The organism is Nitrobacter sp. (assembly GCF_051535235.1).
GTDB lineage: Bacteria > Pseudomonadota > Alphaproteobacteria > Rhizobiales > Xanthobacteraceae > Nitrobacter.
In genome coordinates this window covers 1-23238 of sequence record NZ_JBPPLZ010000007.1, presented here as the reverse complement: position 1 = coordinate 23238, position 23238 = coordinate 1, and the positions used below count along the sequence as shown (strand labels likewise).

The 23238-nt window shown below is 60.2% G+C and carries 24 protein-coding genes; 9 read left to right on the top strand and 15 right to left on the bottom strand.

The window, feature by feature from the left end; all coding sequences use genetic code 11:
* Nucleotides 1-26: 26 nt before the first annotated feature.
* Both ACS3WA_RS10890 and ACS3WA_RS10885 read right to left on the bottom strand, forming a co-directional pair.
* Nucleotides 27-557: a GNAT family N-acetyltransferase gene (locus tag ACS3WA_RS10890; protein WP_438278545.1), complete on the bottom strand. Its 531-nt coding sequence runs from the start codon at nucleotides 555-557 to the stop codon at nucleotides 27-29.
* A gap of 72 nt (nucleotides 558-629) precedes the next feature.
* Nucleotides 630-1118 (bottom strand): NUDIX domain-containing protein, encoded by a 489-nt coding sequence (locus ACS3WA_RS10885; protein ID WP_438278544.1) that lies wholly within the window; start codon nucleotides 1116-1118, stop codon nucleotides 630-632.
* A 112-nt stretch (nucleotides 1119-1230) separates the two neighbouring features.
* Here ACS3WA_RS10885 and mbfA point away from each other — a divergent pair, with 112 nt between their 5' ends.
* Nucleotides 1231-2187, top strand: a complete 957-nt coding sequence (mbfA, locus tag ACS3WA_RS10880; RefSeq protein ID WP_438278543.1) for an iron exporter MbfA — start codon at nucleotides 1231-1233, stop codon at nucleotides 2185-2187.
* A gap of 99 nt (nucleotides 2188-2286) precedes the next feature.
* Nucleotides 2287-3198 (top strand): metallophosphoesterase family protein, encoded by a 912-nt coding sequence (locus ACS3WA_RS10875; RefSeq protein WP_438278542.1) that lies wholly within the window; start codon nucleotides 2287-2289, stop codon nucleotides 3196-3198.
* Between the two features lie 83 nt (nucleotides 3199-3281).
* Here the strand turns inward: ACS3WA_RS10875 and ACS3WA_RS10870 are convergent, their stop codons facing one another.
* The 5 genes from ACS3WA_RS10870 to ACS3WA_RS10850 are packed head-to-tail and all read right to left on the bottom strand — an operon-like array spanning nucleotide 3282 to nucleotide 4956.
* Entirely contained in the window at nucleotides 3282-3638 is a 357-nt protein-coding gene (locus ACS3WA_RS10870; RefSeq protein ID WP_412771893.1) for a DMT family protein, read from the bottom strand.
* 60 nt (nucleotides 3639-3698) lie between these two features.
* Nucleotides 3699-3875: a hypothetical protein gene (locus ACS3WA_RS10865; protein ID WP_438278541.1), complete on the bottom strand. Its 177-nt coding sequence runs from the start codon at nucleotides 3873-3875 to the stop codon at nucleotides 3699-3701.
* 47 nt (nucleotides 3876-3922) lie between these two features.
* A complete protein-coding gene (locus tag ACS3WA_RS10860) occupies nucleotides 3923-4180 on the bottom strand; it encodes a DUF3297 family protein (RefSeq protein WP_438278540.1) in 258 nt (85 codons plus the stop codon).
* The gene (locus tag ACS3WA_RS10855; protein WP_438278539.1) at nucleotides 4177-4653 is read right to left on the bottom strand and encodes a glutathione peroxidase; all 477 of its coding nucleotides are present in this window, start codon (nucleotides 4651-4653) and stop codon (nucleotides 4177-4179) included. Before ACS3WA_RS10855 ends, ACS3WA_RS10860 begins: the two co-directional genes overlap by 4 nt.
* Nucleotides 4654-4698: 45 nt before the next feature.
* Nucleotides 4699-4956: a DUF6894 family protein gene (locus tag ACS3WA_RS10850; protein ID WP_438278538.1), complete on the bottom strand. Its 258-nt coding sequence runs from the start codon at nucleotides 4954-4956 to the stop codon at nucleotides 4699-4701.
* A gap of 426 nt (nucleotides 4957-5382) precedes the next feature.
* On the opposite strand from ACS3WA_RS10850, the gene ACS3WA_RS10845 reads away from it, so the two are divergent.
* The 6 genes from ACS3WA_RS10845 to ACS3WA_RS10820 all read left to right on the top strand — a co-directional run bounded on the left by ACS3WA_RS10845 (nucleotide 5383) and on the right by ACS3WA_RS10820 (nucleotide 13109).
* The gene (locus ACS3WA_RS10845) at nucleotides 5383-8235 is read left to right on the top strand and encodes a bifunctional transaldolase/phosoglucose isomerase (RefSeq protein ID WP_438278537.1); all 2853 of its coding nucleotides are present in this window, start codon (nucleotides 5383-5385) and stop codon (nucleotides 8233-8235) included.
* A 276-nt stretch (nucleotides 8236-8511) separates the two neighbouring features.
* Complete coding sequence (gene gnd, locus ACS3WA_RS10840) at nucleotides 8512-9525, top strand: phosphogluconate dehydrogenase (NAD(+)-dependent, decarboxylating) (RefSeq protein WP_438278536.1); 1014 nt, start codon at nucleotides 8512-8514, stop codon at nucleotides 9523-9525.
* Nucleotides 9525-11039 (top strand): glucose-6-phosphate dehydrogenase, encoded by a 1515-nt coding sequence (gene zwf / locus ACS3WA_RS10835; RefSeq protein WP_438278535.1) that lies wholly within the window; start codon nucleotides 9525-9527, stop codon nucleotides 11037-11039. The genes gnd and zwf overlap by 1 nt, the downstream gene beginning before the upstream one ends.
* Nucleotides 11036-11776 carry a 6-phosphogluconolactonase gene (gene pgl / locus ACS3WA_RS10830; RefSeq protein ID WP_438278534.1) on the top strand — a complete coding sequence of 247 codons (741 nt, stop codon included), beginning with the start codon at nucleotides 11036-11038 and terminating at the stop codon, nucleotides 11774-11776. The genes zwf and pgl overlap by 4 nt, the downstream gene beginning before the upstream one ends.
* A complete protein-coding gene (locus ACS3WA_RS10825; RefSeq protein WP_438278533.1) occupies nucleotides 11773-12309 on the top strand; it encodes a gluconokinase in 537 nt (178 codons plus the stop codon). The genes pgl and ACS3WA_RS10825 overlap by 4 nt, the downstream gene beginning before the upstream one ends.
* Nucleotides 12306-13109, top strand: coding sequence for an HAD family hydrolase (locus tag ACS3WA_RS10820; RefSeq protein WP_438278532.1), 804 nt, complete (start codon nucleotides 12306-12308; stop codon nucleotides 13107-13109). The genes ACS3WA_RS10825 and ACS3WA_RS10820 overlap by 4 nt, the downstream gene beginning before the upstream one ends.
* Before the next feature lie 37 nt (nucleotides 13110-13146).
* Here ACS3WA_RS10820 and ACS3WA_RS10815 read toward each other — a convergent pair whose 3' ends face one another.
* From ACS3WA_RS10815 to ACS3WA_RS10780, 8 genes are all read right to left on the bottom strand, one after another.
* Nucleotides 13147-14940 carry a glycoside hydrolase family 15 protein gene (locus tag ACS3WA_RS10815; protein WP_438278531.1) on the bottom strand — a complete coding sequence of 598 codons (1794 nt, stop codon included), beginning with the start codon at nucleotides 14938-14940 and terminating at the stop codon, nucleotides 13147-13149.
* A 275-nt stretch (nucleotides 14941-15215) separates the two neighbouring features.
* Nucleotides 15216-17060, bottom strand: a complete 1845-nt coding sequence (locus ACS3WA_RS10810; RefSeq protein ID WP_438278530.1) for a putative bifunctional diguanylate cyclase/phosphodiesterase — start codon at nucleotides 17058-17060, stop codon at nucleotides 15216-15218.
* Between the two features lie 471 nt (nucleotides 17061-17531).
* Nucleotides 17532-18482 (bottom strand): multicopper oxidase domain-containing protein, encoded by a 951-nt coding sequence (locus tag ACS3WA_RS10805; protein ID WP_438278529.1) that lies wholly within the window; start codon nucleotides 18480-18482, stop codon nucleotides 17532-17534.
* A 65-nt stretch (nucleotides 18483-18547) separates the two neighbouring features.
* Nucleotides 18548-18904, bottom strand: coding sequence for a c-type cytochrome (locus ACS3WA_RS10800; protein ID WP_438278528.1), 357 nt, complete (start codon nucleotides 18902-18904; stop codon nucleotides 18548-18550).
* On the bottom strand, nucleotides 18904-19581 hold the full coding sequence (locus tag ACS3WA_RS10795) for a c-type cytochrome (RefSeq protein ID WP_438278527.1): 678 nt from the start codon (nucleotides 19579-19581) through the stop codon (nucleotides 18904-18906). Before ACS3WA_RS10795 ends, ACS3WA_RS10800 begins: the two co-directional genes overlap by 1 nt.
* Nucleotides 19582-19603: 22 nt before the next feature.
* Nucleotides 19604-20548, bottom strand: coding sequence for a multicopper oxidase domain-containing protein (locus ACS3WA_RS10790; RefSeq protein ID WP_438278526.1), 945 nt, complete (start codon nucleotides 20546-20548; stop codon nucleotides 19604-19606).
* Between the two features lie 360 nt (nucleotides 20549-20908).
* Complete coding sequence (locus tag ACS3WA_RS10785) at nucleotides 20909-21559, bottom strand: tetratricopeptide repeat protein (protein ID WP_438278525.1); 651 nt, start codon at nucleotides 21557-21559, stop codon at nucleotides 20909-20911.
* Nucleotides 21560-21765: 206 nt separating this feature from the next.
* Nucleotides 21766-22194 carry an RrF2 family transcriptional regulator gene (locus tag ACS3WA_RS10780; protein ID WP_438278524.1) on the bottom strand — a complete coding sequence of 143 codons (429 nt, stop codon included), beginning with the start codon at nucleotides 22192-22194 and terminating at the stop codon, nucleotides 21766-21768.
* Nucleotides 22195-23117: 923 nt separating this feature from the next.
* Between ACS3WA_RS10780 and ACS3WA_RS10775 the strand changes: the two genes are divergently transcribed.
* Nucleotides 23118-23238 (top strand): 4Fe-4S binding protein (locus ACS3WA_RS10775; protein ID WP_438278693.1); only part of this gene is annotated, 121 nt, incomplete at its 3' end.

Genomic DNA, 23238 nt, shown 5'->3' with positions numbered 1-23238 from the left:
TTGCCGGCGGCAAAAGAGCGTAGACCTCAACTTGCGGTCGGCGTCTCCCGCGCGAACGTCCAGTCCGGCCGGATCATGCCGGACACGCCCTCGAACGCGCCGGGGACGAGTTCGCACACCAACAGCCGCGCCCGATCGACCGGGCCCGGCATGTCGACCTGCCCTTTCGGAATCACCTTGAAGCCGACGCGGCCATAATAGGATTCGTCGCCGACCAGCACCACGAGCCGATGTCCCTTCGCCTTTGCATCGCCCAGCGCGCGATCGAGCAGCGCGTGGCCGATCCCGCGGCCGCGGAACGGCGGCTCGACCGTCAGCGGCCCGAGCAGCAGCGCCGGCGTATCGCCGATGCAGACCGGCAACAGCCTGACCGAGCCGACCAGCAGCGTGCCGATGCGGGCGGTAAAAGACAACTCAAGCAGGTGATCGACATGCTCACGCAGCCGATACGCGCTGAGAACGAAGCGGCCCGGACCGAACGTGCGTTCATGCAGACGCTCGATGGCCTGCGCGTCGTTGGCGGTCTCGGTCAGGATGGTCAGGGACAGATCGGACATGGAAGGGGCGAGAGATAGCACCTGCCACGGGCGCGGTCCATCGCCTGCCGCCGTCCAGGTGACTGACCGGGATCAGCGTCGCCAGGTGGGCGGCGGCGGCGTCTGATCAAGAACTTCAGCGATCCGCAGCCGCGTGCCGACCGTGGTCTCCGCCGGCAGGGCATTGGCGGCGAAAAAGCCGCAGTCGACGATCTCATGATTGGGCTCCGGTTTGCGATCCTGCCGGAAGTCCCTGACGATATAGACCGCGACATGGTCGCGCGGCGAAACATGGCTGTTAAGGAAAATGCCGTGCAACTCGGGTTCGCCGGATATCTCGATTCGTCCCTCCTCCATCAATTCACGCTGCAGCGCCGTGCGGAGCGCCTCGCCGACTTCGACACCGCCGCCGGGCAGATGCCAGCCCGCCACATAGCTGTGCCGGACCAGAAACACCCTGTTGTCGCCGTCGAGCACCACACCGCGCACGCCCAGCGTCATGCCGCGGGCAAACCGCCAATACAGGTGAAACAACCGCCGCAGCACGGGCTCCAAACCGCGACGCACCCCCCCGACAGTCATGACGCGCGCACCTCCGCCGCAGCGATTCGCCGCAATTCGTATCCCCATGATCCTTGCATCAAAGCGGTCCTCTTGCCAAAACCTTGGAAATATTCCGGGGCACGAGGCAGCAGTGAAGCAGTTTGCGGATTTGACGGAACGCGAGATTCTGGCGCTCGCCATCTCCAACGAGGAAGAGGACAGCCGCATCTATCACGGATTTGCCGAAGGGCTGGCCGAGCCGTTTCCGGCCTCCGCCGCCGTTCTCTCCGGCATGGCGGAAGAAGAGGTTCGCCATCGCGGCAGACTGTTCGATCTCTACCGCGAAAAATTCGGCGACTACCTGCCGCTGATCCGCCGCCATGACGTCAAGGGCTTCATCAAGCGCAAACCGCTGTGGCTGACGCGGCCGCTCGGCCTTGAGGATGTCCGCAAATACGTCCTGGGCATGGAGAAGGAGGCGGCGCGGTTCTATCGCAAGGCTGCGGAAACCACGCGCGATGCATCGATCCGCGAATTGCTGATCGGCCTCGCCGAGGAGGAAGACAGGCACGATTCGCTGGCAGGCCAACTCACCGCGAAATATCTGACGGAGAAGGTCAAGGCCGGCGAGTCCGACAGCGAGCGCCGCGCCTTCGTTTTGCAATATGTGCAGCCGGGCCTTGTCGGGCTCATGGACGGCTCGGTCTCGACGCTGGCGCCGCTGTTCGCGGCGGCCTTCGCGACCCACAAACCGTTCGAGACCTTTCTGGTGGGTCTTGCGGCTTCCGTCGGCGCCGGCATCTCCATGGGATTCGCCGAAGCACTGTCGGATGACGGCACATTGAGCGGCCGCGGCTCGCCGTGGATCCGCGGCGGCGTATGCGGACTGATGACGGCGGTCGGCGGCCTCGGCCACACCCTGCCCTACCTGATCCCGGATTTCTACGTGGCCACCGTGCTGGCGGTCGCCGTCGTGATCGTCGAACTCGGCGTCATCTCCTGGGTGCGCCACCGCTTCATGGATACGCCATGGTTGCAGGCGACGTTCCAGATCGCGGTCGGCGGCGCGCTGGTGTTTCTCGCCGGAATCCTGATCGGCAGCGCCTAGTACCGCCGACTTGAAATTCCTGCACTACTTGCAGCGCGCTCGGAAAGATCATGCGACAAGAAAATCCACGACGTTTGTCCGTTCGATAACAGTGTCATGATGACCGCATTCACGCTCGCTCATCTGTCCGATCCGCATCTGGCGCCGCTGCCTCGGCCGCGACTGTATGAACTCGCGGGCAAGCGCATGCTCGGCTATGTGAACTGGAAACGCTACCGCTACAGGATTCATCGGCGCGACATCGCCGACGCACTGGTCGCCGATATCAAGGCGCAATCGCCCGACCATATCGCGATCACCGGCGACCTCGTCAATCTTGCGCTCCCGGACGAATTCACCCAGGCACGCGCATGGCTCGAGAGCGTCGGCGCGCCTGCCGACGTCACCCTCGTGCCCGGCAATCACGACGCCTATGTTCGCGTGACGACAAAACAGACCGCCCAATGGGCCGAATATATGCACGGCGACGGCGCCCGGGCGGGCGCGCCGCTCTCGTTTCCGTTCCTGCGCCGCAGAGGGCCGCTGACGCTGATCGGCGTGTCGTCGGCGGTGCCGACCGCCCCGTTCATGGCCACCGGCTGGCTGGGACCAAACCAGCTCGATATGCTGGAGCAGGGTTTTTCACAGATCGCGGATGATCCGAACTTTCGGGTGCTGCTGATCCATCATCCGCTGTCCTCAAAAGCGTCGTACAAGCGGCTGACCGATGCGGACGCGCTGCTGGCGCTCATCAAACGGCATCGCGTCGATCTGATCCTGCATGGACACGATCACATTCATTCCACCATGTGGTTCGAAGGGCCCAACGGACGCGTGCCGGCCATCGGCGTGCCGTCGGCGTCCGCGACAACTTACCGGCAGTATCCGCCCGCCGCCTACAATCTATTTTCGATCACGCGTGAAGACGACGCCTGGCGCTGCGAGCAGCGTGTGCGCGGCTTTGCCGACGGTGCGGCGGCCGAGCGAGCGGAGGTCACCGAACTGCAGCGGGTCCAGTTGATCAGAGCATGAGCCCGAAAAGGGGAAACCGGTTTTAGGAAAAAATCATGCTCAAAGATCAACGCAGTTGAAACTCTAGCCTGTTCGCCTGCACTTCACGACCACTTGTGGAAAATGAAGAATGCGCCGAGCGCTACGAATGCAAAGCCGAGAGCATGATTCCAGCCCAGCGGCTGCTTCAGATACATCACCGAGAAGCCGGCGAACACAATGAGGGTGATCACTTCCTGAATGGTCTTCAGTTGAGCCGCCGAATAGACCGCGCTGCCCCAGCGATTGGCCGGCACCGCAAACCAGTATTCGAACAAAGCTATGCTCCAACTGATCATGATGACCAGGGGAAGCGGGCTCTCCTTGAATTTCAGATGTCCGTACCAGGCGAAGGTCATGAAAACGTTCGAACAGAACAGCATCAGGATGGGCAGGAGCCACGACGGGATCGTGAAGGGCATGGTTTCGGCTTTCGGAAATGGCCGGGGGAAGACGGCAATTGCTCGCAGTTTTATCCGCTGTCAGGCGAAGCCAGAACGGGATGAAATGTTATAATCGATCACATTCATGATTTTTGTTCGATTCAATCCAAAATCAGGGTTTACAGCAGCCGGCGAGAACAGATCGCATCCAACGCTCTCTCCGTTTGTTTTTTGCGCAATTTCCGAAGGTAAAATTACGAGCGCCTTTGCTGGCATTGCTCCTGCATAAAGTAGGCACCAAGGCCGGCCACCCCCTGTAGAGCCTAACCTCCGGTCCGGAAATAAGGCTCGACCGTACCGGTGAGCTTGATGGTCAGCGGATTGCCATGGCGATCCCTGGCGTTGCCGGCGGCGACACGTATCCAGCCCTCACTGACGCAATACTCCTCGACGTTGGTCTTCTCGGCGCCCTTGAAGCGGATGCCGATATCGCGCGAAAGGATCGCTGCATCGTAATAGGGGCTGCGCGGGTCGGTCGACAAACGATCGGGCAGTTGGTCGTTCGTGGTCTGGTCGGTCAAAGCAGGGCCTCGATTTCGTTGATCAGGGCTTTCGGCTTTGTCGTCGGTGCGTGGCGGCCGACGACGTTGCCGCTCCGATCTACCAGAAATTTCGTGAAATTCCACTTGATCGATGCGCCGAGCAATCCGGACTTCTGAAGCTTGAGGTATTTGTAAAGAGGGTGCGCATGATCGCCATTGACGTCGATCTTCTCGAACATCGGAAACGTCACGTCATACTTGGTGGAGCAGAACTGCTGGATATCCGCAGGTGATCCCGGCTCCTGCTTGCCGAACTGATTGCAGGGGAAGCCGAGCACCGAAAATCCGCGCGGCTTCATGGTCCGATAGAGTTCCTCAAGGTCCTTGTATTGCGGGGTAAATCCGCAGGCGCTCGCGGTATTCACGATCAGAAGGACCTGGCCCTCGAACCTATTCAACGCGCAGGGATCGCCAGCCAGCGTGTTCGCGGAAAAATCAAAGACACCAGACATGACGACCTTTCGACCAGACGATGGCGGGACCGGCCATTTTCGAAATCAATGCCGCGTCGAGGACCGATCGACCGAATCGAGGATGGCTTCGGTAAACGGAAATTCGAGGACGATCTCGCCAGACGCGTCGGTGACCTCCAGCACGGCGTTGAGAATGGCGCGCTGTTCGCCGTCCGTTTTAAGAATTTCCTTGATCGTCGTCCGCGCGGCGCGCCAGGCATGGTCGGGGTCGCGCAGCTCCTCACCCTCCGGATCGAGGATCAGGTCGCTGCCGATACGGGTGTTGAAAAAATATCGGGGCATGAACGAACCTCAAAGGCGTGGGGGAAACCTGTCAACGGCTGTTCTCACACATTTTCTTTATCGGAGAGCAGGATGGGACGACAAGACCCGTCGGCCGCGCGATCTTGTCGCCAGGATTGGTGCCCCTTGTAAACTCCTGATGAAGCCAAAGGGATCCGAAGCAACCGGAGCTTGCGGGTACGACGACATCGATTTGTCATGACTCGGATTTGCCATGAATTTGGATTTGTCATGAAGTCCGATTTGCCACGACTCGCCGAACCGGTCCAGCAATGTCCGGGCGGGATCAATATCCCGCGAAAAACGTTATTAGAGTGGCAAGCTCCCCTTGATGAGGCCATTTTTTCCCGGCCAAGTTGCCGAGCCTCGCCGACGGTCCGGAAAACGCCTTCCCATGGCGCGCGCGTCAAAACATAGAAGAACAACATGAACCCTGTCAGAGAACTCCAGAATCACGGCCAGGCGATCTGGCTCGACTTCCTTGCGCGCGGCTTCATCGCCAAGGGCGATCTGAAACACCTCGTCGACAATGACGGGGTGCGCGGGGTCACCTCCAACCCCTCGATCTTCGAGAAGGCCATCGGGAGCTCCGGCGAGTATGACAACGCGATAGCTCGGCTTCTCGACAAAGGCGATCGATCGGTCGCCAGCATCTACGAGCAGCTCGCGGTCCAGGACATCCAGCACGCCGCCGACGTGCTGCGGCCGGTCTACGATCGGCTGGACGGCGCCGACGGCTTCGTCAGCCTCGAGGTCTCGCCCTATCTCGCCAACGACACCAAGGCGACAATCGCCGAGGCCGAGAGGCTGTGGAAATCCGTCAACCGCAAGAACCTGATGATCAAGGTACCGGCAACGCCGGAAGGCCTGCCGGCCATCCGCCACCTGATTTCCGAGGGCATCAGCATCAATATCACACTGCTGTTTTCGCAGAAGGTTTACGTCGACGTCGCCGAAGCCTTTTTGTCCGGGCTTCAGGAGTATGCGCGAAATGGCGGCGATCCTTCACACGTCGCCAGCGTCGCCAGCTTCTTCGTCAGCCGCATCGACAGCGCCGTCGACAAGCAGCTCGACGAGAAGATCGCTCAGGCCAACGATCCCGCGGAAAAGCAGCGTCTCGCATCGCTCAAGGGCAAGATCGCCATTGCCAACGCCAAACTCGCCTATCAGGACTACAAGCGCCTGTTTGCGGGCGATTCCTGGCAGGCGCTGGAAGCCAGGGGCGCGCGGCCGCAGCGGCTGCTATGGGCTTCGACCGGTACCAAGAACAAGGACTACAGCGACGTCCTCTATGTGGAGGAACTGATCGGCAGGGACACGGTCAACACCGTCCCGCTGGCAACCCTCGAAGCCTTCCGCGATCACGGCAGATCGCGCGACAGCCTTGAGGAAAATCTCGACGAGGCACGGCAGGCGCTCGCGGCGCTGGCAGGCTCGGGAATCTCGCTCGATGCGATCACCCGGCATCTGGTGACGGAAGGCGTTCAGTTGTTCGACGATGCCGCCGACAAACTGCTCGGCGCGGTCGCCCGCAAGCGCGCGAAAATCCTCGGCTCCACCATCGGCCAGCAGATGCTGTCCCTTGGCTCGGCCATGGCGAAAACCGTCGAACAACAGGCGGAAGACTGGCGGGCCGCCGGCACACTCCGCAAACTTTGGCAACATGACAAATCGGTGTGGACCGGCACGGACGAAAGTGAATGGCTGGGCTGGCTTGCGAGCCCGGCCGCCGAATTCGATCGGGCCGCCGACTATGAGGACTACGCGCAACGGGTGAAGAAGCAGAAATTCACCGATGCGGTCGTGCTCGGCATGGGCGGATCGAGTCTCGGTCCGGAGGTGCTGGCGACGACCTTTGCGAGGGTGGCGGGTTTTCCGACGCTGCACGTGCTGGATTCCACCGATCCCGCCCAGATTCGCGCGCTGGAAGCCTCGATCGACGTCGCAAGAACCGTCTTTATCGTGTCCAGCAAGTCCGGCGGCACCACCGAGCCCAATGCGCTGAAAGACTATTTTCACGCGCGGGTGGCGAAGGCGATCGGCGCCGACAAGGCAGGCCATCGCTTCATCGCGGTCACCGATCCCGGCTCGTCGCTCGACAAGGAAGCGGCAAAACTCGGCTATGCGCGCACCTTCCATGGCGATCCCGCAATCGGCGGCCGTTATTCGGTGCTGTCGCCCTTCGGGCTGGTCCCTGCCGCGACGGCGGGAATCGACGTGACGGACTTGCTCAGGAACGCCCTCGCCATGGTGCGGTCCTGCGGCGCCGAGGTGCCTCCGCACGATAATCCCGGCGCTCAGCTTGGCCTTGCCATGGGCCTCGCCGGGCGCGAAGGCCGCGACAAGGTCACGATCCTGTCGTCTCCGAAAATCGCGGATTTCGGCGCGTGGGCCGAGCAACTGATCGCAGAATCGACCGGCAAGGAGGGCAAGGGCCTGATCCCGATCGATGGCGAGCCACTCGGCGATGCAAGTCTTTATGGCGACGACCGCTTCTTCATCGATATCCGCACCGCGGACGAAGAGGATGACGCTCACGAGGAAAAATTGCAGGCGCTCGAGAATGCCGGACATCCGGTGGTCCGGATCGTGATGGATTCGATCGATCAACTCGGCCAGGAGTTTTTCAGGTTCGAGATGGCAACCGCCGTTGCCGGCGCCATTCTCGGTATCAATCCATTCGATCAGCCCGATGTTGAATCCGCCAAGGTCAAGACTCGTGAACTGACGACGGCATTCGAGAAAACCGGCAGGCTGCCGCACGAGGAGCCGGCCGTTTCCATCGCAGGCTTCGATCTTTACACAGACGCTGAAAATGCGCGCGCCTTGCGCGAAAAGGGCGCAAACAGCGATCTGTCGTCGTGGCTCAAGGCGCACTTCGCGCGCGCGGAGCCCGGCGACTACGTTGCGCTTTTGGCCTATCTCGCGCGTGACGATGAACACATCGGCGATCTGCAGCGGATGCGCGTCGCTATTCGCAACCGTAAAAAAGTCGCCACCTGCGCCGAGTTCGGTCCGCGCTTCCTGCATTCGACCGGACAGGCCTACAAGGGCGGCCCCGACAGCGGTGTCTTTCTTGAGATCACCGCCGACGACGCAAGGGATCTGAAAATCCCTGGCCGGAAAATAAGCTTCGGCACCATCAAGGCTGCGCAGGCGCGCGGCGATTTCGACGTGCTCACCGGTCGCGGACGGCGCGCGCTCCGCGTGCATCTCAAGGGCGATCTTCGATCCGGCCTGTCGCAACTTGGCGACGCCGTCACCGGCGCGCTGGATTGATCCGAATTCCCGGACGCTCACGCCAGCGCTGAGCGCGGCATGCTCACGCAAATGCGATAACACGCCGGGAACCAATGATGCGTCGGCGCGTAGGCACGATACTTTTGGTCCGGTCCCGATCGTCGGTTCGTTCGAACGTCCCGCCCCTGCCCAATCTTTCTGAGAATCTCCCGAGGCAGTGTTGCACTACACCCTGAAACACAAGCATCATAACCCTCCAGACAGCGCGTGGAATGTCCGCACCGCTTGCCGGCGTGCGGATGGAGGATCGGACCAATGCAGATAGGCATGATCGGCCTGGGCCGAATGGGAGCAAACATCGTCCGTCGGCTGATGAAAAAGGGAGGTCATCAGGCCGTCGTATACGACAAGAATGACAAGACCGTCGCCACGGTCGCCGACGAGGGAGCAACGGGCGCGACCGACCTAGAGGACTTTGTTCGCAAGCTCGCAAGGCCCCGCGCCGTCTGGATCATGCTGCCCGCCGGCGCGATCACGGAGACAACCATCGACACTCTCGCCGGGCTGCTCGATCGCGATGACGTCGTCATCGATGGCGGCAATACCTTCTGGCAGGACGATATCCGGCGGGCGAGAACGCTGCGCGAGAAAGGCATCCATTACGTCGATGTCGGCACCAGCGGCGGCGTGTGGGGCTTCGAGCGCGGCTACTGCATGATGATCGGCGGCGACAAAACCGTCGTCGACCGACTCGATCCGATTTTTGCCGCGATGGCGCCCGGCCGTGGCGACATTCCAAGAACGCCGAGCCGGGAGGGCCGCGATCCGCGCGTCGAACAGGGATATATTCACGCCGGCCCCGTCGGCGCCGGCCATTTCGTCAAGATGGTGCACAACGGGATCGAATACGGCCTGATGCAGGCCTATGCCGAAGGCTTCGACATTCTCAAGAACGCGGACAGCGAAGCGTTGCCCGCGGATCATCGCTTCAAGCTCGATCTCGCCGACATCGCCGAGGTCTGGCGCCGCGGCAGCGTCATTCCCTCCTGGCTGCTCGATCTCACGGCGGCGGCGCTGGCTCGCAGCGAGACGCTCGAAGCCTATTCGGGATTCGTCGCCGATTCCGGCGAGGGCCGCTGGACCGTCAATGCCGCGATCGACGAAGCCGTCCCGGCCGAAGTCCTGACGGCGGCGTTGTTCGCGCGATTCCGCTCGCGTCAACAACACACCTTTGCCGAAAAAATCCTGTCAGCGATGCGCGAAGGGTTCGGCGGCCACAAGGAGCCCGGCGAAGTCGAACCGTCCGCGAAGGGGAGAACCGGATCCTGATGACGGTCGCAAGCAACAAGCCGCGCAAACCGGAGCCCTGCTGCTTCGTCATTTTCGGAGTCACCGGCGACCTAACCCACCGCCTCGTCATTCCCGCACTCTACAATCTTGCCGAATCTGATCTGCTACCGGAGCAGTTCTGCATCGTCGGCATCGTCCGCAAGCAGATGTCGGAGGACGATCTCCGGCAAAGCCTGATGGACGGATTGAACAAGCACGCGACGCGCCCCGTCAATCCGGACATTGCGAAGAAGGTGCTTCGGTGCCTGACCTGTCTCGAGGCCGATCCGTCCGATCCTGCCTCGTTCGACACCTTGAGCAAGGCTTTCGAAAAACTCGAGGCGGAAAAGGGAACGTGCGGCAATCGCCTGTTCTATCTGGCCGTCCCGCCGGCCGCCTTTGCGCCGATCACAGAACAACTCGGCCGCATCGGCCTGCTGCGCGAACAGCACGGCGCCTGGCGCAGGCTGGTGGTGGAGAAGCCGTTCGGGACCGATCTCGCATCGGCCAAATCCCTCAATAGCAAGCTGCTCAAGATCGTCGACGAGCATCAGATCTACCGGATCGATCATTATCTCGGCAAGGAAACCGTCCAGAACATTCTCGTCCTTCGCTTCGCCAACGGCATGTTCGAGCCGATCTGGAATCGCAACCACATCGACCATATCCAGATCACCGTCGACGAAAAACTCGCTGTCGGTCATCGCGGCAGTTTCTACGACGTGACCGGCGCTTTGCGCGACATGGTGCCGAACCATCTGTTTCAGTTGCTTTCGCTGGTGACGATGGAGCCGCCGCGTCGTTTCGAAGCTCACGCTGTGCGCTCGGAAAAGGCGGATGTGCTTGCCGCGATCCAGACCCAGAGCCTTGAGGAGGCGCTGCACAACTCGGTGCGCGGACAATATCGTGCCGGCAAGGCCGGAGACGAAGCGATCGGCGATTATCGCAAGACGCCCGAGGTGAAGCCCGACAGCACCACGGAAACCTATGTGGCGCTGAAGCTGACGATCGATAACTGGCGATGGGCCGGCGTTCCCTTCTACCTGCGGACCGGCAAGGCGCTCGGCCTGAAGCGCACCGAGGTGGCGATCAAGTTCAAGCAGGCTCCGTTCGCGATGTTCCGCTCCACACCGGTGGACCGGCTGTCGCAGAACTACCTCGTTATCGGTATCGAGCCGGCCGAAGGCATCACGCTGCAATTCAACACCAAGATTCCCGGTCCCACCATCTCGATCGACGGCGTCGAGATGAAATTTCGCTACAAGGACTACTTCAACGCGGCGCCGAGCACGGGCTACGAGACGCTGATCTACGACTGCATGATCGGCGACAACATCCTGTTCCAGCGCGCGGACGGCGTGGAAGCCGGCTGGCAGGCAGTGCAGCCGTTCCTCGACGCCTGGAAGAAAGCCGGCGCCGATGGCCTGGTCGGCTACAAGGCAGGCAGCGAAGGTCCCGCCGAAGCGAACGAGTTGCTCGCGCGCGACGGCCGCCACTGGCGCAAGCTGACATGACTTCGGCCGAGGCCGATCGCAGGTTTCAGGTGCTGGCGGATGCGCAGGCAGTCGCGACCGAAGCTGCGGAGCATCTGATCGCCCGAATTGCGGAAGAGCGAAGCCGGCCGGCGATATGCCTGACCGGCGGCTCCGGTCCGAAAGCACTCTACGCACTGCTGGGGAGTCCGGACTATCGCTCGCGCATCGCCTGGGATCGCGTTCACTGGTTCATCGGCGACGAGCGTTTCGTAAGCCCCGACGACCCGCGCAACAACATGGCGATGGCCAGAAGCATTTTCCTCGACCGCTGTGCTCCGCCCGAGAATATCCATCCCATTCCGACCGATGCGCCCGATCCGGATACGGCGGCCCGGCTTTACGAGCGCGAACTCCAGACCTTTTACGGCACGCCTCACCTTTATGCGGCGAAGCCGCTGTTCGATCTCGTGCTGATGGGGCTCGGCCCGGACGGTCACACCGCCTCGCTGTTTCCGGGAGACAAGGCGCTTGATGAAACCGAACGCTGGGTCGTCGGCGTCGATCATGCGCGCGTGGAGCCTTTTGTTCCCCGCGTCACCCTGACGCTTCCGGCGCTGGCATCCTCGCGCGAGATGCTGTTTCTGGTCAGCGGCGAAGCCAAGCGCAACGTGCTGTCCAAAGTCATGGCGGGAGCTGACCTGCCCGGCGCGCGCGCCCATTCCAATGGCGTCACGACGTGGCTCACCGATGCGGCGGCCGTCGGGCGAACAGCATGAGCGCCGATCAAGACTCCGCCTTCTGCGCGCTGATCGTCATGGGCGTCTCCGGATCCGGCAAAAGCACGATCGCGAACGCGCTGGGACAGCGGCTGGGATGGATCGTGTCAGATGCGGACCAGTTTCACCCCGCAGGCAACATCGAGAAAATGCGCGCCGGCATCGCACTGACCGACAATGACCGGTGGTCGTGGCTGCACGCCGTCGCCGCCGAGATCGAACGCAAGCGCGCAAGCGGCGCGAGCATCATCATGGCGTGCTCCGCGCTCAAGCGCGCCTATCGTGATATTCTCGTGCAGGGCCATCGCGACACCCGTATTGTCTACCTGCGCGGCGACAAAGACCTGATCGCGAGCCGGCTCAAGGCCCGGTTTGCCCATTTCATGCCGCCGGGTCTGCTCGAAAGCCAGTTCGACGCGCTGGAAGAGCCGACGGCCGACGAGCGGCCTATCATCGTCGACATCGACGCGACGGTGGATGACATCGCCGACCAAATCGTGACCATGCTCAAGCTGAATCAGAAAATCCCATGAGCCGCATATCGCTGGTGATCTCCGACGTCGACGGCACTCTGGTGACGCCTGACAAGCAACTGACGGAAGCCGCGATCAACGCAGTGAAGGTTCTCGACGAAAACAACATCGGCTTCACGATCACCAGCAGCCGCCCCGCTTTCGGAATGCGGATGCTGGTCGAACCACTCGGTCTCCGATTGCCGCTCGGCGCCTTCAATGGCAGCCTGATCGTCGATCCCACACTTGAAGTCCTTCAAAGGACCATCATTTCCGCGTCCGCCGCGCGGATTGCGATCAACGCGCTGAAAGCATCCGGGATCGACATCTGGCTGTTCACGGCGGATCGCTGGCTGCTCACGCGCGACGACGGGCGCTACGTCCCGCACGAACAGCGCACGATCCGGATGGATCCCGTTATCGCTTCCGATCTTGACGAATTCACGAATGATGCCTGCAAGATCGTCGGAGTCAGCGCCGATCCCGATAAACTCGCGCGTTGCGAAATCGACATGCAGGCGGCGCTCGCCGGCAAGGCCGCGGCTTTCCGTTCGCAAAGCTACTATCTCGACATCACGCCGTTCGGGAAGGACAAAGGGACATTCGTGGAAGCGATGGCGAGCCGCCTCGGCATTTCTCCGCGCAATGTCGCGACCATCGGAGACATGCGAAACGATCTGGCCATGTTCGGCAAGAGCGGCCTGTCGTTCGCCATGGGCAACGCCGACGACGAGGTGAAGGCGGAGGCAACCTGCGTCACCGACACCAATGAAAACGACGGCTTCGCAAAGGCGATCGACCGGATCGTCGCGCTCGAATAACAAAACCAGCATCTGATTTCACGGAATCTGGACGGCTCTACGTCTTCGCCCGCTGCATCGCGGGTTTTCGCGCCGTGTTGAGATTGTGGATGGTGTTGACGAGCGCAATGTGCGTCAACGCCTGCGGAAAATTTCCGGTCAGGCGGCGGGCAACCGTATCGTATTCCTCTGAAAGTAACCCGAGATCATTCGCCACAGCAGCCACCCGCTTCAGCAATACCTCGGCGCGTTCAATCTCGCCCCCCAACACATAGGCATCGGCGAGCCAAAGCGTGCAGGCCAGAAAGGCCCCCTCGATCGGCGACTGTTCATCCGACACTGCGCGCGGGTCGTGCCGGAGCACGAAACCGTCCGGCATCAGGTGCTTCTCGACCGCCGCCAGCATTCCTGCCACACGCGGATCGGACGGAGGCAGGAAGCCGACCGACGGAATCAGAAGCGTGCTGGCGTCCAGCAGTTTCGAGCCGTAGGATTCGACGAATGTGTTTTGCTCACGATCGAAACCCTTGTCGCAGACGTCGCGATGAATGGCGTCGCGCATTTCACGCCAGCGTTCGACCGGCGCATCGAAACCATAATGTTCCACACTCTTGACGCCGCGATCGAAAGCCACCCAGACCAGCACCTTCGAGGAGACGTAGTGCCGGCCCGGACCTCTTCGCTCCCAGATGCCGGAGTCCGGTTCATTCCATATCTTGGCGAGATGCTCGAGCAGTTCGCATTCCAGCGCCCAGGTCGGCTCGCTCAGCTTGAGGTTCGCCTCTCTCGATTGATGAAACACGTCCATCAGTTCGCCGTAGACGTCGAGCTGCAACTGCGCATGCGCCGCATTGCCGATCCTGACCGGGCGCGCGCCTTCATAACCGGGCAGCCAGTCGGCCTCCCATTCCGTCAGCCGGCGCTGCCCGAGAATGCCATACATGATCTGCATGTCGGCAGGCGAGCCCGCGACAGAGCGCAGCAGCCAGTCGTGCCAGTCCGACGCCTCATCGTAATAGCCGCTGTTCATCAGCGCGAGCAGCGTGAAGGTTGCGTCGCGCAGCCAGCAGAAGCGGTAGTCCCAATTGCGCGCGCCGCCGAGCTTTTCCGGAAGCGAGGTGGTCGGCGCGGCGACGATGCCGCCGGACGGCGCGTAGATCATGGCCTTCAGCGCGACCAGCGATCGCATCGCGATATCGCGATAAGGCCCGTCATATTCGAACTTTCCGCACCACTCCTTCCAGAACGCCTCTGTCTCCTTCAGCGCCTCCGCCACATCGACCGGCGGGGGAATCTCGAAATGAGATGCGCCATAGGCCATGACGAATGGAACAGTCTGCCCGGCGCTCACCTCGAAATCGGCAACCGTCGTCATATCCTGGCCGCGGGTCTCGACGGGCGTGCGCAACACCAGCATGTCCGGCCCGCAAACCGCAAGCAGCGCCCTGTCCTCGGTGCGGCGAACCCAAGGGACGTTTTTCCCGAAGCCAAACCGGATCACCAGATCCATGCGCATTTTCACGCGGCCACGGTCGCACCGGACAAGCCGGACGATGTCAGAGGTCGTACCGCGAGGCGGCATGAAATCGATCAGGGTCACGGCGCCGTCGGCAGTTTCGAAACGGGTTTCCAGGATGAGGCCGTCTCCGCGATAGCCGCGGGTCGAGCGCTCGATCTCTCCCGCAGGCGCGATCCGCCAGTGACCGTTGCGCTCGTCGCCCAGAAGAGCCGCAAAGCAGGCATCCGAATCGAAACTCGGCCAGCAGAGCCAGTCGAGCGATCCCGTGCGATCAACGAGTGCGACCGTCTCGCCGTCACCGATGATTCCGTAGTCTTCGATGTTGCTGGGCAATTGGCGAACTCGGCAGGGCAGGCTGGAAGAACTATAGCGTTTTCGAGCGAAGTGGCTACCGGTTCACGTGAAGAAAACGCATCAACAAAAAACAAAGAACCCGCTTCTGATCCCATCAGAAGCGAAAGGCTCTAGCCAATATTCGCCACTTTACCCGGCGGTTGCTATTTGCGGACACAATTCGGTGTGAGTGGAACACGTGGGTAGGCAAATGCCAACGGTGCGCAACGCCGCCCATGGCTATCCAACCCCACACGGGCGACATGGTGCCGCGGTCAGCGCCTGTAGCGGTTGGCGCGAGAATACGCCGGACGGCTCTCCTGCACCGGACGGCTCACCGGACTCTTGCGGGTGTCGCTGACCGTCCGGCCGCCCGGTAGGAGTTCTTCGAGAAAGACCGGCTCGGAGAAATAAAAGCCCTGTGCATATTTGATCCTTGTCGCGGCTTGCAGATAAGCGAGCTCTTCGAAGGTTTCGACGCCTTCCGCAATCACCGTCATTCCAAGGGCATCGCTGAGAGATTCGATCGCCTTCAGAATGCCCTGGCTGCGCGGGCGCTTGTGGATATCGACGATGAACGACCGGTCGATCTTGATTTCATCGGCCGTGATATCGGCGAGAGCTGACAGGGACGAGCAACCGGTCCCGAAGTCGTCGATCGAGATTCCGACGCCAAGCCTCCGCAGGATCGGCAGGATCTCCGCCTGGAAACGGGTTTTCGCAACGAATGCGTCTTCCGTGACTTCAACGATGAAACGCGTCGGACAACCGGTCTCCTCGAGCGCCCGGGCAAAGGACGTCATGAACGCCACATTGCCCGCCTGCTTGGCGGCAACGTTGATGCTGATGCCGACGCCGGTTCCGAACGTATCGTCGATGAGATCGATCGACCTCATGATCTCTGCCAGCACGAGATGCGTCAGTTCGTCGATCAGACCGAGTTCGACCGCAAGATCGATGAACGTTCCGGGCGCCTGGATGATGCCTTCGTCATTGCGCAGCCGAACCAGCGCCTCGATACCCTTGACCTGCCTGGTTTTGATATCGACCTTCGGCTGGAACGCGCAACAAAAGCGTCTGTCCAGAATCGCAAGCCGCAGCGACTGTTCGATTTCCATCCGAGCCAGCGCCTCGCGCTGCATCCCGGCATCGAAAATGGCGGCCGCGCCTTTGGTTTCATTCTTGATGCGATACATCGCGGTGTCGGCGTTCTGACGCAGCACCTCATAACTGTCGCCATGATCCGGATAGATGCTCACGCCGATGGATGCAGATGCGAACAGCTCCGATCCGTCGATAAAGAACGGCGCCTTGAGCCGCTGCAACACGAATTCGATATAATCGGCAACCTCGGCGTCGCTCTGGACGGGATTGAGAAGGAGCAGAAACTCGTCGCCGCTGATCCGGGACAGCATATCGGTGGCGCGAAGACCGAGGCCCAGGCGCCTGGCGACCTCGACAAGCAGGCCGTCCCCGGATGCATGGCCGTAATAGTCGTTGATGTGCTTGAAATTATCGATGTCGAGAAATGCCACCGCAAATCTGACCGAGTCCTCTCCCTCGCGGATGAGACTGTTGGCGTGCTGCTCGATGACCCGCCGGGTCGGCAGACCGGTCAGCCCGTCATAATATGCACAGCGGAACAGCTCTTGTTCGATGGCCTTTTGCTGGCTGATGTCGACGGAACTCGAAAGCACGAGCTTTCTGTTCGAAATCAGAACGGGTTCATGCGTGGTAAGATAGGCTTTTGTCCCATGGTCCGTTCGAACGAGCTCTTCGGACACCCTGGCCTTGGCCGACTGAAGCGCCCGGCGAGCGATATGCCTGCGATCGTTCAATTCTCTTGAGGGGAATGGCGCGCTGGACGCCGTTTCGACGATGTCGTCTGCCGGCATATCGAACTGCGCCGCGGCAGCGGCGTTCACGAGAACGAAATTTCCCTGCTCGTCCTGAACCGTCACACCTGTCGGAAGCAATCTGACCACTTCGCTCAGGAAATTCAGCCTGGAAGATATATTGTCGTCGAAACGAAAGTCTTTCCGATCGCTTTGCAAACCGTCCTGCTGGTCCCCTTCTCTCGCGACAACAGAAATTTCGTTTCGCTCAGGTGAACCGGACATGAACTTCCCAACCTTCACCACGTTCTGAAAGGGGAAATTACCGGACTTTCAGGCTGTCGCGGTCTGCAACGGCAGGGTGAAGTCACGTAACTGGACGCCCCGACCTTCCGCAGGAAAAGGATAGGCTCCAGCACCTTGTAGGTTGGTTAAATCGAACGCGCAAACAAGGCAGCACTTTCCACACTGGGCGCCGCACTTCCGGTTCGGCAGGCTTATTATTACCGATACATGAATACGATACGTGACATATCTACCGTCAGCGCCACCTTCCGCGGGGTCGCGCGGAGGACGCGTTTTTCAACAGTCAGGCGGCGTGTGCAGCCGCATATCGAACCTGGCTGGACTGAACCCCGCCAACTGGATCATTTCATCAGGGGTGCCGTCGGATCTCCGATCAAGCTCTGGTCCTGACCGCTTCAACATTCTCGATTTTGACGTGGAGCGCCAACGACGCTCCACGTCAGGCTGGTCTCAGCGCACCAAAATCTTGTCACCGCGCCCCATCGAGGGGTCGGCCTTGTTGCTGAACATGATGACCGCGATCGCACCGGTAAGTGCGGCGCGCATGGAATGGTTCACCAATGCATTGGCGCCTTCCGTCGGCGAAATGAGGTCGAATGTTGCGGCATCACCCGGCGCCAGGGTGTAATTCTGCATTCCCACCATCACGTTTTTCGGATTGCCGGACGGATAGACCCTGTCCCAGATGCCCGCGATCGGATGAAATCCGGAAAACTCGTTGGGTCCGGCATTGACAAGATAGATGCGCACGCGCTCGCCGGGCTTCGCCTCGAGAGTCTGCGTCGCGTGCTCGTCATGCACGGGATCATACTGGAACGGAACCGCGTTGAAGGCATCCCGCTTCCACTTGTTCGCCATCATGCTGTCGACGTCTTCAGGATTCTCGAAGATCTGATGCTCGATCAGAACATATTCGCGATCCGCCTTGGGCATCGCATTGGGGTCCTTCGGATCGACGATGACCGCCCCGATCATGCCGCGGGCAATATGCTGGATCATCGGATCGGAACCGCAATGATAGAAGAACACGCCGGCATGTTCCGGAACGTACGAGAAGGTCTTGGTTTCACCGGGTTTGATCGAGGCAAAATTCGTCAAAACGTCGGTGCGCGCGGAATGCATATCGATAGAATGCGACTTCTTGTTAGCGGCGTCATTCTTCAACGTGAATTCAATCGTATCGCCTTCAGTCGCGCGGATCACCGGACCGGGAACCTGACCGTTATAGGTCCAGGCGGCGACCGTGTGGCCTTCGTTATCAAGCGGCACGGTGACCTCTTTGGCCGTCAGTTCGACCTTGACCGTCTTGGCCTGGGCCGCGGTGACCGCGGCGCCCGCCAGAAAAAGGGCCGACGCAACGCCCCCCATTATGGCGCTCTTCTTCAAACCGGCAGTCGTCATTGAAATCGATCTCCCCTTCACAATCGCTCTCCGCTTCATGATTTGATATGACTTCCTTGTTGGATTCATTTCCCGCATTTGCAGACCTGCCTGAGATATTTGACCAGACCATTGATCTGGTCTTCCGACAGGACGCGCCCCCAGGTCGGCATCAGCACCGACTTGTTGACGGCGAGCCCCCCTTCCTTGATGGCTTTGAACAGTTCGTCATCGGGAGTGTCGCCCATACCCTTGGCTTCGGTGTGATCCCGCGGCTTCACGGAGAGGGCAGACACGTTGATGCCCGTGCCGTTGCGCTGGAGACCGTGACACTGCACGCAATAGACCCCGTAGATCTGCTCGATCGATTGATCGGCGTGGCTCGTCGATGACGCGAGCAGCAGGACCAGACCGGCGAAAGCCGCCACCATTTGCGTTTTCATCACTTGTCTCCCTGGCTTAGCTGCACCAAGAACGCGGTCAATCGCTGGACGTCCAGATCCTTCAAATTCGACGTCGGCATCCAGATATGCGGATCGAAACGCTGCGGGTCGGTGGTGTAGGCGGCGATGAAATCAGGCTGGAGCCGCGCTCCCGCATCGGTCAATCGCGGTCCGGAAAGACCACCTTCGCCGTTTTCACCCTGATGACAGGCGACACAGCCGCGAAACTTGATGAACGCGAGCCCACCCATGCGCGCACCCTTCATGTCACCCTTGAAGGCGCCTGCCGGAACGAGATCGGCTGGTGCTTTCAAAGCCATCAACGCCTCCGCGGCCGCTTCGGCATCCGCCTTCTTCAGCTTGGGGTGCGCCGCGATCTTGGACTGATCGATCTCATCGTGCTTGGCGCCCTTCTTGATATTCTTGAAATACGGATAACCCGCAGGGCGTATGGGTTTGGGATCCTGCAACCAGGAAACCAGCCATTCCTTGTTGAACTTGCTGCCGGCAAACCAGAGGTCGGGACCCTTGCGGGTCAGCAGCCTGTCCAGCGACGTGTCGGTCGGCCTTGTCAGCGCATGACAACCTCCACAACTCGGATCCAGTTTGTCCGCAGCGATTGCGCTGCTCAGGAAAACCGCGGTCAAACCTGCGACGGCGAGAAAAAGCCCTTTCATATCTACTCTCCTTTCAATGGCACTAGGGCGCGGGATCGCCTTTGAAGGCAGGGTTGTCGTACATGCCGAACGGCTTTTTCATCGACTCCTCGTAATAAAAATCGGGCACGAACTCTTTGTTTTTCCATTTGTAGAAAGCCTGGTCCTTCACCGGGATTTCCTCGTATTCGATGGTCGTCATCATGCCGCCCATCGGCTTGCTACCGTTCACCGTGTGCTTGTCGATGTGATCGTGCACCATCCAGATGCCGGGATTGTCGGCGCGCAGGATCAGGTCGTAGCGCTCACCTGGTCCGAACAGGATGGTGTCGGCGAGATAAGGATTGGCGAGCGGGCGGCCGTCCTTGGCGTAGACCTCGAAGTCATGGCCGTGGATATGGATGGAATGCATCTCATCGCCGGCGCCGATCAAGCGGATACGGACGACATCGCCCTGCTTGATCCGCAGCGGCTGGGTGTCGGGAAAGGACTTGGCGTTGACGGTAAAGAAATCCGGCACGTCACCGGGAACGCCGCCGTAGCCGGGCTTCTTCGCCCAGGCGGACGCCCAGCTGGAAAACATCATGATGTAGTCTTTTGTGACTTCCTTTTCGGCCGGCGGCGGATCTTTCGGATCGACGATCAACGGACCCCACATGCCGCGCATCGCGACATGCTCATTGACGTTGACATGACAGTGGTACCACATGGTGCCGGACGGCTCGGCCTTGAAGCGATAGGTAAAGGTCTCGCCGGGCGGAATAGCCGGTTGCGTCGTGTCGGGAACGCCGTCGTTCTTCCAGGTGCCGCGTTGAAACATGCCGTGCCAGTGAATCGTGTGCGGCAACGTCGTCTGGTTGTCGACCTCGACCTCGACATCGTCCCCCTCCTGCACATGAATCAGCGGACCTGGAGTCTGACCGTTGAAGGAGAAGGTGTGGAAGGTCTGTTTATCGACCAGCTTTATGATCGTATCGTCGATAGTCATCGAAAAATGGCGGGTCTCCGCCGAGGCCATCGGCGGACTGAAGACGCATAAGGCGGCACTTGCGGCAAAGGTGAATTTGACGAGACATGCGCGCAGCGGACAAGTTTGTGGGATCATGGGAATAACATGCATTTCGAATTGATGTTTTTTGATAGGCCGCTATCAGCGGCACTTCGAGGCGGGTGGCATTCTTATCCGTCAGGCATCCAGTTGTGCTGTCGTCGATGATGCTGAACAGTCCTGGTGATCATGACGCACAAACCCAGCCAACAAATCTGATGACTTCGTGCCATCTTCGGATCCATAAAGCAACATCCTAAATACATCTTTTTTCACCAAATCGCTGGCGCGTTGGGCAGCCTACATTCCCGAGGCACAGAGAGCTTGCAGCGTGAGCTGGTTGATACCGACCTCCTCCGCAGCAGCCGGCATCACCATCCATAACCTGTCATTCCAGGTCTGATCGCTTCCCACCGTTCGCATCAAACCCACCCACTTGACCAACGCCGGCTTCGCCTTGCCGTTCTGCAGCAACCAAAGCCCTATGTAGAATCGAGCGATCAGATCGTTGGGATCATTGCGGAGCGCGAACTCGAATTCCGCCTTGGCGCGATCCGAGATCAGGCCTTTGTCCGCCAGCGCGAGCGCCTCCCCCAACGCAACGTGAAGCACGCTGTTATCGGGATCACGTTTGATCGCATGCTCGAGCATCGGAACGCTGAACCGGGCAAGACCAACCTGCAGCAACGCGCCCCCCGCGATCGCCCAGGATTGGCTTGCATCCTTCGCAGCTATCAGCTTCGGCAGATCGGACAGGCCCTCCAGCGGCACCGGCGGCGCAGTAGCCGCGCTATTCAGCGATACGGTGACGTGATGGGTCGTCAGCGGCGGCAAATGCGTGAACCAGATCGCACCCGCTATGCCGGCCGCGGCTCCAGCGACGGAGGAAGCGAGATACAGCTTTGACCAGCGTCTGGAACGCTGCTGTTGATTTGTAGGTGCTTCCCGCATGCCCCGCGCCGCGAAAATCGAACTCACGGATAAACATGCACGTTAAATGTATGTTTGTACAGTCCATAAAATCGGTGAACAACAAAATTCACCAGCCGACGCGATGTGGCGGCAACAGCGCTCGGTGCGCGGGCTCAAGGGACTGCGGAGTCAAGTCGTCATGCTGCAGTTGTTGTCGTATCAACGCGACGCCTGACCGGGCTGCATCAAGCCGCCGGTGGAATCCCGAAGTCTTTCGGATTGAGGATCAGATCGGCGAGCGTATAGCGATCGAGCGTCGATGTGAATGCGGCGAGCGCTTCCCTCAAGGGTGAGCGCAGCCGGCAGCGCGCCGAGATCGGACAGCGGTTATTGGCTGAAAAGCATTCCACAAGCGCAAAATCCGGCTCGGTCGCGCACAGGACATCTCCGAGCTTGATCCGGGTCGGCTGCTTGGCAAGCATCAGTCCGCCCGACCTGCCGCGCACGGCTTTGAGATAGCCCGCGCGCGTGAGCTGATTTGCGACCTTCATGAGATGGGTCCGCGAGATACCGTAGACACCCGCGGTCTCTTCGATGGTAATCAACCGGTCACTGTGGGTGGCCGCATACATCAGCAGGCGAAGGGTGTAGTCGAAAAAACTTGTCAATCGCATCGGGGGGGTCCGTCGGCGGCAAATCGCGTAGCCAAGATCTGGATATACCGGAAAAAGATGAACTTGTCCGGCGTCTTTAGCAAGTGTGTCCGGCTCCGAAGGGAGGTCACCTGTTTGTGTGAATACCGACAGACCCCGCGGGACCGTGCCACAGCCGACATCGCGGGGTCATACCCGGCAATGCATACCAGCCTCACGTGAGCAGGGTCTAGGCGGGCGTAGGCCGACAAATGCTGCGCATGCGGCCGTACGGCAAGGTCGACGGCGCGCTGCGTTGGACATCGCCGGGGTCATGATCGAACGCGAATGGTACGATCATGATTTCATCTCTCGCTGACTGCGCGCGGAAATTTAAATCCTACGCTCGGATAAGGATGTCGTTTGCGCTCAATACAACTGTTCCGAGGAGACAAACAACGCAGAGAGCGTGGATGGCATCTCTCTGAATTTCAGCCAGCAACGCATTTTACGATTCCATTCAGCTTTCCTTGCGCGCCTGCGCTTGCTGACTGGAAAAGATTCCCTCTGGCGATCGGTCAGTTCCGATTTTTTCCGTCACCCTTTAAGACAGCGCAGATGCAAAAAATTTCGCCCTAACGCGCCTCTCAGAAAAGTGATCGCAGTTCGGTGGAACCAAAGGAACCCAAGCGCGGACGCTAATGTTAGGGCCGAAATGCGCTGGCCCGCGTGAGGCGGTCCGCGAGAGAAACACAATCGCCAACACCCTGACAAACCCCGCGTAGCGATGGAACTTGTCACAAAAGAAAAAGCGTGCGGCCGACCGCGATCAGCAAAGTTTGAAGCGGCGGACAGACCCAAGGACGAAAGGTCCCAGAGACAAAATCAAGAAAAGGCATACCATCATAAAGAGCCACGAACAAAGGTACGGGAACAAAGAAACAAAAGACGCGAAGGAGATACACATGGACATTCGAGCTCAAGTTTCGATGGTCTTTCACCTGGATAAGTGCATCGGCTGTCATACCTGCAGCATCGCGTGCAAGAACATCTGGACCGATCGCAAGGGCACCGAGTACATGTACT

Coding starts and splice junctions, on each gene's coding strand:
- ACS3WA_RS10795 (WP_438278527.1), bottom strand. CDS start 19,581: ATGAAAGGGCTTTTTCTCGCCGTCGCAGGTTTGACCGCGGTTTTCCTG.
- ACS3WA_RS10865 (WP_438278541.1), bottom strand. CDS start 3,875: ATGCCAGCAAAGGCGCTCGTAATTTTACCTTCGGAAATTGCGCAAAAA.
- ACS3WA_RS10805 (WP_438278529.1), bottom strand. CDS start 18,482: ATGACGACTGCCGGTTTGAAGAAGAGCGCCATAATGGGGGGCGTTGCG.
- ACS3WA_RS10785 (WP_438278525.1), bottom strand. CDS start 21,559: ATGCGGGAAGCACCTACAAATCAACAGCAGCGTTCCAGACGCTGGTCA.
- ACS3WA_RS10885 (WP_438278544.1), bottom strand. CDS start 1,118: ATGACTGTCGGGGGGGTGCGTCGCGGTTTGGAGCCCGTGCTGCGGCGG.
- ACS3WA_RS10850 (WP_438278538.1), bottom strand. CDS start 4,956: ATGCCCCGATATTTTTTCAACACCCGTATCGGCAGCGACCTGATCCTC.
- ACS3WA_RS10825 (WP_438278533.1), top strand. CDS start 11,773: ATGAGCGCCGATCAAGACTCCGCCTTCTGCGCGCTGATCGTCATGGGC.
- ACS3WA_RS10810 (WP_438278530.1), bottom strand. CDS start 17,060: ATGTCCGGTTCACCTGAGCGAAACGAAATTTCTGTTGTCGCGAGAGAA.
- gnd (WP_438278536.1), top strand. CDS start 8,512: ATGCAGATAGGCATGATCGGCCTGGGCCGAATGGGAGCAAACATCGTC.
- ACS3WA_RS10800 (WP_438278528.1), bottom strand. CDS start 18,904: ATGAAAACGCAAATGGTGGCGGCTTTCGCCGGTCTGGTCCTGCTGCTC.
- ACS3WA_RS10845 (WP_438278537.1), top strand. CDS start 5,383: ATGAACCCTGTCAGAGAACTCCAGAATCACGGCCAGGCGATCTGGCTC.
- ACS3WA_RS10875 (WP_438278542.1), top strand. CDS start 2,287: ATGACCGCATTCACGCTCGCTCATCTGTCCGATCCGCATCTGGCGCCG.
- ACS3WA_RS10790 (WP_438278526.1), bottom strand. CDS start 20,548: ATGACTATCGACGATACGATCATAAAGCTGGTCGATAAACAGACCTTC.
- ACS3WA_RS10820 (WP_438278532.1), top strand. CDS start 12,306: ATGAGCCGCATATCGCTGGTGATCTCCGACGTCGACGGCACTCTGGTG.
- ACS3WA_RS10890 (WP_438278545.1), bottom strand. CDS start 557: ATGTCCGATCTGTCCCTGACCATCCTGACCGAGACCGCCAACGACGCG.
- zwf (WP_438278535.1), top strand. CDS start 9,525: ATGACGGTCGCAAGCAACAAGCCGCGCAAACCGGAGCCCTGCTGCTTC.
- ACS3WA_RS10780 (WP_438278524.1), bottom strand. CDS start 22,194: ATGCGATTGACAAGTTTTTTCGACTACACCCTTCGCCTGCTGATGTAT.
- ACS3WA_RS10855 (WP_438278539.1), bottom strand. CDS start 4,653: ATGTCTGGTGTCTTTGATTTTTCCGCGAACACGCTGGCTGGCGATCCC.
- pgl (WP_438278534.1), top strand. CDS start 11,036: ATGACTTCGGCCGAGGCCGATCGCAGGTTTCAGGTGCTGGCGGATGCG.
- ACS3WA_RS10870 (WP_412771893.1), bottom strand. CDS start 3,638: ATGCCCTTCACGATCCCGTCGTGGCTCCTGCCCATCCTGATGCTGTTC.